The 7,540-nt window shown below is 59.3% G+C and carries 6 protein-coding genes and 1 pseudogene; 1 reads left to right on the forward strand and 6 read right to left on the reverse strand.

Annotated elements, in window-relative coordinates:
* Positions 1-156: 156 nt before the first annotated feature.
* From virB5 to JMF86_RS26020, 6 genes are read right to left on the reverse strand one after another with little or no spacing between them, the layout of a single operon-like run.
* Complete coding sequence (gene virB5 / locus JMF86_RS25995) at positions 157-864, reverse strand: P-type DNA transfer protein VirB5 (RefSeq protein WP_011694468.1); 708 nt, start codon at positions 862-864, stop codon at positions 157-159.
* A 15-nt stretch (positions 865-879) separates the two neighbouring features.
* A complete protein-coding gene (locus JMF86_RS26000) occupies positions 880-2,031 on the reverse strand; it encodes a type IV secretion system protein (RefSeq protein ID WP_011548475.1) in 1,152 nt (383 codons plus the stop codon).
* Positions 2,028-4,508 (reverse strand): VirB4 family type IV secretion/conjugal transfer ATPase, encoded by a 2,481-nt coding sequence (locus tag JMF86_RS26005; RefSeq protein WP_011548476.1) that lies wholly within the window; start codon positions 4,506-4,508, stop codon positions 2,028-2,030. Before JMF86_RS26005 ends, JMF86_RS26000 begins: the two co-directional genes overlap by 4 nt.
* 1 nt (position 4,509) lies before the next feature.
* On the reverse strand, positions 4,510-4,830 hold the full coding sequence (locus tag JMF86_RS26010) for a type IV secretion system protein VirB3 (protein WP_011694467.1): 321 nt from the start codon (positions 4,828-4,830) through the stop codon (positions 4,510-4,512).
* Between the two features lie 19 nt (positions 4,831-4,849).
* Entirely contained in the window at positions 4,850-5,203 is a 354-nt protein-coding gene (locus tag JMF86_RS26015) for a TrbC/VirB2 family protein (RefSeq protein WP_041489429.1), read from the reverse strand.
* 24 nt (positions 5,204-5,227) lie between these two features.
* Positions 5,228-5,875: a lytic transglycosylase domain-containing protein gene (locus JMF86_RS26020; protein ID WP_011548479.1), complete on the reverse strand. Its 648-nt coding sequence runs from the start codon at positions 5,873-5,875 to the stop codon at positions 5,228-5,230.
* A 582-nt stretch (positions 5,876-6,457) separates the two neighbouring features.
* Between JMF86_RS26020 and JMF86_RS26025 the strand changes: the two are divergent.
* Positions 6,458-7,540 (forward strand): annotated as a pseudogene (locus tag JMF86_RS26025) (IS3 family transposase); the annotation flags it as partial.

Consider the following 7,540-nt stretch of genomic DNA (forward strand, 5'->3'; position numbering starts at 1 on the left):
TCGCCCCCGGAGGCACCGGCAGTTGCTGATTGACCGGTACGCGGTGAGCTCCATCGGGTAGCACGAGCCTGGACGGCACACCGTTGCATCCGGACATCGACATGCTCAGCCCGATAAGCACGCATATCATCCGGCGTCGCGTCATTGCAGTTCTCCTTATCGACCAAACGTGATCGGCACCATCTGATCCTGAAGTCGCCGCGTGTTGCCCGCTCGCTTAAGAAGCAGTTCAGTCTGCTGCTCGGCAATCAAGCGATCCTCGGTTTCCGCGAGCATCTTGAACATCTGCAACTTCGTCATTTCGTTGCCGACTGCCACACTCTCCGACTGGATTCGTGCTTGCAGCTCCGCGATACCCTTCGGATCCCGTGTCGTATCGATATGCCGCATCAGACGTTCAATCCGGTCGAGTTCGGCAAGCTCGGTCTGATATGCCTGCAGGCCAAGTGCCTTATCCTGAAATGGCTTGTTTAATGCACGCTGACAAATTCGCTGATCGATGCCATGCTGATCTTCACAGTCGTAGAGCTTGCTTTGCGCACGCAGCGCCTGGGCCGGACCAGTCAACCCGGCATACCCTCCCTCGCGAATCGCTGCATACACGCGTTGCCAATTGCCCGGCAACGCATTAACCACCCCCGGTCTATCCAGCAACGCACCAAAGCCGCGCGCGCCGCTCATTGAGCGGTACAACGCCATCTCCTGCTGCACTTGTTGTTTGAGCTGCCCGACCATCGCGATCGCCTGGGCGACGTTCTTTTCGTCATAGACCGAATAGATTTCCGCTTTCGCCGGCTCAATAAACGACGCCGAGCCCGCGACAATGGCGCACATCAGTACATGCGTGAATAGGTATCGCTTCATGGCTTCGCTTCCTGTTCAGTCGTGCGCACGGTCAAGCTGCTCGCGTGCAGCCCGTTGATAGGCTGGAGGATGCGGCGAGGCGGTGCTCACCAATGCGCCAGGCCTAGATATTCGACCGCCGGAAGACGCGTTTCGGTTTGCACTGCGCAGTGCGAAGGCCATCGCACCGGCCGCCTGTCTGGATGCGTAGCCGGCGACAAACGCTCCAAAGCCTGAGACAGTCGCACCGCCCGCAAGCCCCGAAGCCACGGCCGGCAATTGCCACCCAATCGTCGCCAGTAGCATAGATGTAACAAACATGCCGAAAGCCGCCGCCCACGGGGCGCTTGCTTGAAGTGCTTGACGGGCGGCAGCGGCCAACGCATCGGCAGAAGCGTCCGGATCAGCAGTCGTTACTTGAAACGGTGCGAGGTTGGCCGAGAACGCCGCGAGCGCGAGACCAAGAAAAGCCGCAACCAACACTTGCAACAGCGCATAGTTCACGAGCTTGGCAGTCCATGCTTCGAAAAATCTAACAGTAGGACTAAATGCTCCACACACAATGAATATGGGACCCAGCGCAAGTACGAGGTCGAGCAGCATGCGTGCCATCATCACTTCGACGCCGAGCACCATCAGAAAGATTGCGCCCCCGAAGGCGGCAACCAGACCACAAGCGAGGTCGCCGATACCTGCGACGATGCCGCTCATGCTCAGACCTTCATGGGTCGCTTTGTCGAAATAGGCGTCGACCACGAGGTTAAGCTGCCGATCATAGCAATCGAGCGTCCGGTAAATGCCCACAGCATGCTCGCTTGCCTCGCTCGCTTGTTCAACTGACCCGCATCCAACATTTCCTGCGCCGGTACGAACGGCTGCTGTCTGAATTGCCTGGGCGACGCCGGTTGTCGTCTCGCTCACGGCACTGACGACCTGGGACTGGTACAGCCCCGCACTTAGCGCAAACGCGAGCGTGATGACGACTTTCATACCTCGCCACGCAAATGCCGGCACCGGCTCGTGTGCCTCTCCGCGAATCACTGCCATGCCATACGCGAGAACCCAGATCACCACTCCCGTGGTAGCCGCGGGTACTAACGCGGACGACAACGCAGACGATGCATCGCTTACGTACGTGTGCATACCATTTTCGAGCGTACCGCCCACCGCGCTGAAGAGGCCATTCATAGAACACCACCTTGCGCGTGTGTAGCGGTGCTCGACAATGCGGTTTGAAACGCACTCGTCTGGCGCCGGCGAGCAGTCAGGGCATCATGAAAGCGCGGCAACCACACATCGGGGTCGTCCCCGACCTTGGCCCGGATCGTATTGAGCAACGCAACATTGTCTGACGTGCCCGACAGGACATCGAGCACGTCGCCCATTCCCGAGAGATCGAGTCGCCCGATTGCCGAACGATGACCCTGCTTGACCAAGAACAGCCGGCTGTGCTCACCCATGCGTCTCACAATGTTGAATTCTGCTTCGGTCAGCTTGAAACCGTGGACATAATCATCGTGGTCTGCGCTCGGGTTGGGGAGGAAGAAAAATGTAGCCGTCTGCTCTACAAGCGCACGAGAGATTGGACTGCTAAGCACATCCGCAGGGGACTGGGTATCGAAAATACCTAGGCCGTTTTGCTTGCGAATGGTCTTTTGCTTGTCGTTGGCAAACTCGCTGAACACCGGGTCGCGCAGGCGCTTCCAGAACTCGGTCATCACATAGATGAAACGCCGCCCATCGATCAGGCGTTCGGTCAGATGCAGCAGCACCATCGTCAGTGGCGCACATACCTCCGGATCGTCGAGCAGTTCTGTGTCGTCAAAACCGAACAATCGGTGCGCATCTAGATCAATCCGGTCAACCGGGTTATCGAGCACCCACCCGAGGCGCCCGCCGGCGCACCATTTGGCAAGCCGCGCATGAAGACTGTTATCTCCAACGTTTGGCAACAGTTGCCTGACCATGGACAACCGACGCAGCGATCGATCCATGCGTGCAACCTCCCGGATCGCGCGAGAGATATCGAGCTCATCCTTCGCGGACAGCGGTACTCCGTTGTCGACCAGCTTGCACACGAGACGCATCCAAAAACTGTGTGTCGCCTCGTCCGCCTCCAACTGGAACGGGTTCATGCCGGTGGGCTCACCACGGTGAAATACCGTGTATTGACCACCCATGGCGCGAATCCCGATTTCCGCTCCTCGGTCCTTGTCGAAGAGCACGCCCATCACACCGTACTTCATTGCCATCGCGAGCAGAAACAGTTCAAGCACAGTCTTGCCTGCACCGGCTCGGCCGATGATCTGCGTGTTGGCAAGCGCCTTCTCGTCGTTTGAGTCGACTTTCTCGGGCGTCGCGTGAAAATTCAGATAGAGCGGTTGCCCGCTGGGCGTTTTGACAATCGTGATAGCTTCGCCCCACGGATTACCCTCTCGCTTTCCAGTCGCGAAATTATGCAAACTGGCCATCGCGCAAAAGTTGCGTGATGTGAGCTTCGCCTCTCGCGGTCGGTATCGCCAGTTGCCGGGGCACTGCGCGAACCACGCAGCATCGGCGACCAGATCAATGAGCGCACTCTGGAAGCCGGCGTCTGCAAGCTTCGTTCGTGCTTGGGCGACATGCCGCACTACCTCATCCAAGGTATCTCCCAGCACAGCCAACGTGTAGTGGTACTCGCCCAAAACAAAATCGCCATTGACGAGATCGTTCGCGGCCTGATCCATTGCCTCGATTTGCGAGACAGCAACGTCATCTCCCGCAATCAGTTGGTTGCGCTGGCGCTCGAGCGCCTCCTTGGCACTGGGACGGTCAAGCACGGTAAAGCTTTGCGTTTCGATGTACTCGAAGTCGCCGTAGAGCAATCCATTGAGCATGCCTGGCTCGGTTTGCTCCGGATAGTCCTTCAGGTCGAGCAACGCCGCATAGCGGGTGCGCGTAGGTGTGCGGATCTCGAGCTTCTCACGGTGGAAGAACAGGCGCGAGGTTGGTAACGTGTCGCAAATTCGACCGTATCCAACCGGTACCGCCTCCCACGTTCCGTTGACTAGGTAACCAAGCATCTCGAGCGCGGCGGAATAGCGACAGAGTCGCTTGGTCAATGGATCGCGGCGTTCATACACACCGAGCGCGCATGGCGACCACGGTTTGAGACCAGTCTCGATCTGCGCGGCGATATCGGCCAGCGCACGCAATGCGTCTTGCTGATCGCGCTGAATGTCGTCAACTGTACGGCGTGCTGCACGGCTGAACAGCCGCCCCAATCGCGTCCGGTGAGGACGATATACGGCGCTCACGTAGAGCTCGTTGGTCATCATCGTGTAACCGGCAAAGCTCGCGTAGTAGCGCTCAGCTAAGTCCTGACAGAATCGGTTGAGATAGGTCGTCTCGAACCTGTCCGCGGTACGCCGCCGCAGCCGATGCGTCCATAGCGCGACGTGGCCACCCGGCAGATTGCGCACCAGCTGATTGAAGGTGACATGGCGCGCGAGAATATCGGCAGGATCGGCCGTCTCGAATGCAATCCCGGGAATTTTCCAGATTTGTATATAGTCACCCTCGCGTGTGCGAATCACGCGGTCCGTGACATGCGACGAAAATGGGATGAAATCTGCGAGCACCACTTCGCGCGGTACGAGGGTTGCGTGTGCCGACGGTGTGCTCATGTCACCCTCGCGCCTTCAATCGGATCGGCGCATAGGCATGCGCGCCCCAGAAGCGCCGGTTGCGCTGGCACAGTCTCATTTTCACGCGTAGCATGCGCTGAGCGAGACGTTGGTCGTCCTGACGCGTAATCATGCGCATCGTCGCGAACACGGGAACGATCAACAGTACGATTGCGACACCCAAAGGCGCACTCGCCATCAATACCCAGATTGCCGGGATCAGCATGCCGCCAGCGACCATCAACAGCGGTACAAGTGGAACGCCCCATAGCATCGCTGGCCGCGTGCAGCCTTTGAATACGGGGTCGGAGAGTGTGTTCACAATCAGCTCCGTGTTCACGTTAGGCCGTCGGAATCAACATGCCAGCAATGACCGTTGCGCAGCCAACGAAAAGGCCACCGACGAAAACATGCGCGATATCGCCAAACCGGGCGTGCTGAAACATCATTTTGAAGCCGGCCCAGATGATGGAAATCGAACACACCACCCCGCCCACACCGAGCAACGTGTTCTGAATAGTGATCAGCAAGGTATTGACCTGACTGAGTTGTGCAGATGCCGGAGGGGTTGCCATGACGAGCACGCCGAGCACTGCAATGCGGCGCCAATTCGACGAGATCCACGCAACACACGTTTTTCTCAGTCTCACGTCGCTTATGCTAATTAGGAATACAGATTTCATAATGCACTCCATCCAGCCGAATTCCACCTTCCTTGCTCAGAAAATAACGGCACTGCCTTCGACTCCACCGTTATTTTGGCTTCGCGCTGTATCGTCGTTCGGGTTCGAGGATGGAGGAGACACAGGAGTCGAGCGCCCGCGGCTCTCAGCCCTAGACCCAGTCACACGGTCGCGTATCACCGGAATCGGCGTTGCAGATGACGTCAGCGCAGGAACGAAAGTGTCGCCCGACGCCGCTGCTTCCGTAATCCGTCGCACATATCCGACGCGAAAACCGGTTACGAAATTCCCGCTCGCATAGCACGACAGCGCAGCGCGCAACGCCTCTTGTGGATGGGCATGAATAGGGCGAGCCCGCCGAAAACATGCCCGAAGAATAGCCGCACCAACGCTCAGGTTCCGACAGACGTCGCAGACGGTCCTCGCGGTCAATCCGTAACGAGACCAGTTGTCGCGATTGATTTGCGCGAGGCCGGCGCTGTAGTTCCACCCCGCCGCTTGCAATGCCTTGACCGTGGCGATCGCTTCGTCCTCGCGCCGAGGCTGTCTCACCAAACGGCCATGGACAACACCGATAGCGTAGGGATTGAATCCCGATTCGATTCGTACAATGGCAGCCAACGTCTGCGGGGCGACGGCAGGCGCACACTGCTGAGCCATCGCCACGAAGTCTTGCGTGGTCATCGCCCATCTCCGCTCGTGCGGCGCGCGCTGATATTATCGCGTCGACATATCATCAATACGGGCGTACCGGCCGTCCGAATGACAGTCGCACTCTCGGCTCGGCCGCGCACCGGTATCTGGTCCATATTGTCGTTCACGCGCATGATCTGCCCCCTCGCTGTCGGACCCGCGCAAACGATGGCGGGAACACGAGGGTATTCAAGCAGCCGGTAAGCACTGACCCAAACCCGTCTTGTAGACGGGTTTTCCCGTCGGGTTGGCTCTGTATCGCCGATTGAGATCAGTTCGACTCAAACGTTTGCCTGTCCGTTGAACCGTGTCAGTGGCCGACCCCGGTTTGCCGCGCCGCTCGATGCCTGCTCACGTCGCTCCGAAACAGCTGAAGGTCGATTCAGTTTGCGTGAAGTACCGCATCCGAACCGGCTCGTCGCATTGTCCACAAACACCAACAATGCGCGGGCCTGTGCCCGGTCCCGGCACTATCAGGGTGGAGCGACCCCACGTATCTGAGGACACGAGGACTCTCTTAAAATAAGGGATAGTCTTGTGCCTATCAGTAAGCCTAGTCATTACGTGGAAAGCATCGAAATTCTGACCGAGCCGGAGCGCCGTCGTCGGCGCACGGCGCAAGAAAAAATCGCCATCGTGCAGGAAACATTGGAGCCGGGAGCGTCGGTGTCGGCCGTTGCACGTCGGCACGGCGTCAACGCCAACCAAGTGTTCGGCTGGCGCAAGCAATACCAGGAAGGCAGTCTGGCGGCGGTGAAGGCAGGCGAAACCGTTGTGCCGGCATCTGAGCTGGCCGCCGCCATCAAGGAAATCAAGGAACTGCAACGGCTACTTGGGAAGAAGACGCTGGAGGTCGAAATCCTGAAAGAAGCCGTGGAATGGGGCCGTTCAAAAAACCTGATTGCGCGCTCGCCCTTGCTGCCGGGGGGCGACCGATGAAGACGGTCTGCGAAGTTCTCGGCGTGGCGCGCTCTGCCGTGGCGGTGAAGCGAGCTCGCTCGTCCGACTGGCGCGATGGTCGCCGTGCCCGCGTGACCAACGATGCCGGGCTGGTCGAGGAGATTCAGGCCCATGTGGCGCACCTTCCCACCTACGGCTACCGCCGTGTCTGGGCGCTGCTGCGCCGCAGTCGGGAGCAGAGCGGTGCGCCGTGCATCAACGTCAAGCGCGTGTATCGGGTCATGCGGGAGCATCAGTTGCTGCTGCGCCGCCCTGGCGTGCGGCGAGATAAGCGGCGACATGACGGTCGCGTTGCGGTGGACCGCAGCAACACCCGCTGGTGCTCCGATGGCTTCGAGTTTCGGTGCGACGATGGTACGCCGCTGCGCGTGACGTTTGCGCTGGACTGCTGCGACCGCGAGGCGATTAGCTGGGCAGCAACGACCGGCGGGCATAGCGGTGATGTGGTGCGCGACGTGATGCTGGCCGCCGTCGAACAGCGCTTCGGCACCACGCAGGCCGCGCAGCCCATTGAATGGCTGACGGACAACGGCTCGGCCTACATCGACCACCGCACGCGCAGCTTCGCTCGCGAACTGGGTCTTGAGCCGCTGACCACACCGGTCCGTTCACCGCAGAGCAATGGCATGGCGGAATCGTTCGTGAAGACCATGAAGGACAATTACGTCGCCTATATGGACAAGTCTGACGCACCAA

The organism is Burkholderia sp. E168m15 (assembly GCF_016586105.1).
Classification (GTDB): domain Bacteria; phylum Pseudomonadota; class Gammaproteobacteria; order Burkholderiales; family Burkholderiaceae; genus Burkholderia; species Burkholderia orbicola.